Source organism: Novosphingobium sp. BW1 (assembly GCF_008107685.1).
GTDB lineage: Bacteria > Pseudomonadota > Alphaproteobacteria > Sphingomonadales > Sphingomonadaceae > Novosphingobium.
Genome location: NZ_VIRF01000045.1, coordinates 1 through 2,602 on the forward strand (window position 1 = coordinate 1; position 2,602 = coordinate 2,602).

Consider the following 2,602-nt stretch of genomic DNA (forward strand, 5'->3'; position numbering starts at 1 on the left):
TGTCAACGCCGGTATAAAAAGGGGCCAGCCACCGGTTTAAAAACGGGCCAGTTGGTTCAAACAAAAAGCCTCGGGTTGAGGCTGGGCCTTATCGGCAGCGGGGAAGCGGCTGTAGCGGAGCGGAAGCCGATTTCCCGCTGCCGATAGCCGTTTGTAATCATGGCATCTTGCAGCTCTCCTTGTTTTTATGATGCTTGCGGCTGCTGGCGAGGCGGAAGCTCTCGCCGTTCATCTCGAGGATGTGGACGTGGTGGGTCAGCCGGTCGAGCAGCGCGCCGGTGAGCCGCTCGGAGCCGAACACCGAGGTCCATTCATCGAAGGGCAGGTTGCTGGTGATCAGCGTGCTGCCGCGTTCGTAGCGCTGGCTGAGCACCTCGAACAGCAACTCGCCGCCGACGGCGGTGAACGGCACATAGCCCAGTTCATCAAGGATCAGCAGCTTCACCGAGGCCAAGTGCTTCTGGAGCAGGCGTAGCCGGCGCTCATCCCGGGCCTCCATGAGGTCATGCACCAGCGCCGCCGCCGTGGTGAACGCAACGCTGAGCCCTTTCTGGCAGGCGGCAAGCCCCAGTGCGAGGGCGGCGTGTGTCTTGCCCGTGCCGCTCGGCCCCAGCGCGATGACATTGCGGCGCTGTTCGATCCATTCCCCGCGCGCCAGTTCCAGCACCAGCGCCTTGTTGAGCGATGGCTGGGCGGCAAAGTCGAAGGTGTCGAAGCTTTTGGTGTGCGGGAACCGGGCCATGCGGATACGGCGCTCGACCATCCGGCGTTCGCGATCGATCCGCTCCAGTTCGCACAGCCGCAGTAGATAGCGCGGATAATCGGCGCGGTCCTGCGCGGCCTCAAGGGCGACCTTTTCATACTCGCGCACGAAGGTCGGCAGCTTGAGCGCCTTGAGGTGATTGGCCAGCAGCACCGCTGGCGGCACACTGGTTGCGGCCTGCTCCATGGCGGGCAGCGGCATTGGCATCGGGGTCTCGGTCATGCCACTACTCCCGCCGCTGAAGCGCCGGTCTGGGATAGCAGACCCATATAGCTGCGCGGATCGGTACGCCCAACGTGGGCACGCGGCAGGTGCGGGTAAAACTGCAAATCGAGGCGTGGAGGGCGCCGTTCAAGCCGTGCCAGCGCAATCATCTTCACTGCATCGAAGCTGATCGCACCCATGTCCAAGGCCCGCGCTACCGCCCATTCCACAAGAGACTGCTCGAAGCGTTCGCATAGCCGCAAGACCTGGATGTACTCGCGCCGACCTTCCTTACCGCTGCGCGCTTCCATCAACCGGCGGATGCGATGCATCGGCTCGGCCAGAACCCAGCCATCGAGCGGCGCGGCCTGATCGAGTGCGCGTGGCTTGTGTTCCAGCAGCGCCAGATAGTGGAGCGGGTTGGCGATGAAGTCTTCGCGCTCATAGCTGCGCCGGTGCACCGCGATCTGTTCCCCGCGGCAGATTACCTCGACCCGGTCGACATAGCCTTTGATCACCACCTCCTGGTGGGCGTAGGCCGTCGGCACTGAGTAATCATTGGTGCGGTAGCGCACCAGCGACATCGACGAGGCCCGGCCCGTCACCATATGGCACGGGTCGAACGGTACCGCCGGCAGCGCCATGAACGCCGCCAGATCGGCCTGCATCCTGGTGGCTATGCTTTGCTCGTGTCCGCGCAACACCGCCTGCCGCCGCGCCACGCATTGATCTAGGAACCGCGCGTTCATCGCATCGATGCTGTCGGCCACCGGCATTGGCACCATGAAGTGCCGCCGCGAATAGCCCACCAGCCCTTCGACCTTGCCTTTGTCGTTGCCCTTGCCGGGCCGGCCGAACTTGTCCTCGAACAGGTAGTGGCTTTGCAGGGTCGAGAACATCCGGCTGCGTTCACGCTTCCCGTCACCCAGGATCTGCGCCACCGCCAGCCTGGTGTTATCGTACAGGATCGATTGCGGAATGCCGCCGAAGAAGGCGAACGCCGCCACATGGCCCTCACAAAACGCCTCGGCCACTTCGGCGGGGTAGGCTTTGACGAACGGCGCGTCGCTGTGCGGCAGATCCATGCAGAAATAGTGGAACCGCGTCAGCTTGCCGTCGATGATCCCGTCCGCTTCGCCAAAGTCCACCTGCGCGTGACCCGGCTTGTGGCTCAGTGGGATAAACACCTCCCGACTGCGCAGCTTTGCACCCGCCACATAATCCCGAACGATCGTGATGCCGCCGGTGTAACCATGCTCCACGCGCAGCCGCTCGAATATCCGTACCGCCGTATGGCGCTGCTTGGCATGCACCGTGCGATCATCTGTCAGGATCTTGTCGATGATCTCGGTGAATCCCGTCAGCTTCCCCTTGAATGACCGCCCCGAACGGCCGTGCTGCGGCGGCTCGGGGAAAACCAGCATCTTGTCGACCGTCTTGCGGTTGATGCCAAAGTACGTTGCGGCGCCGCGGCGGCTCATGCCGTCAATCATCACAGCGCGGCGGACCTTCTGATAGAGTTCCACTCTCTTCATCCTCCACCCCCGCCCAAAAACGGAGGTCTAGCAGGACTGGCCCCTTTTTATCCCGGGGATGCCCGCCGACGACTGGCCCCTTTTATTGCCGGTGTTCTCA

The 2,602-nt window shown here is 63.1% G+C and carries 2 protein-coding genes; both read right to left on the reverse strand.

The window, feature by feature from the left end; genetic code table 11:
- Nucleotides 1–157: 157 nt before the first annotated feature.
- Entirely contained in the window at nucleotides 158–964 is an 807-nt protein-coding gene (istB, locus tag FMM79_RS03930; RefSeq protein WP_305778392.1) for an IS21-like element helper ATPase IstB, read from the reverse strand.
- Between the two features lie 17 nt (nucleotides 965–981).
- Complete coding sequence (gene istA, locus FMM79_RS03935) at nucleotides 982–2,502, reverse strand: IS21 family transposase (RefSeq protein ID WP_148626259.1); 1,521 nt, start codon at nucleotides 2,500–2,502, stop codon at nucleotides 982–984.
- Between the last annotated feature and the right edge of the window lie 100 nt (nucleotides 2,503–2,602).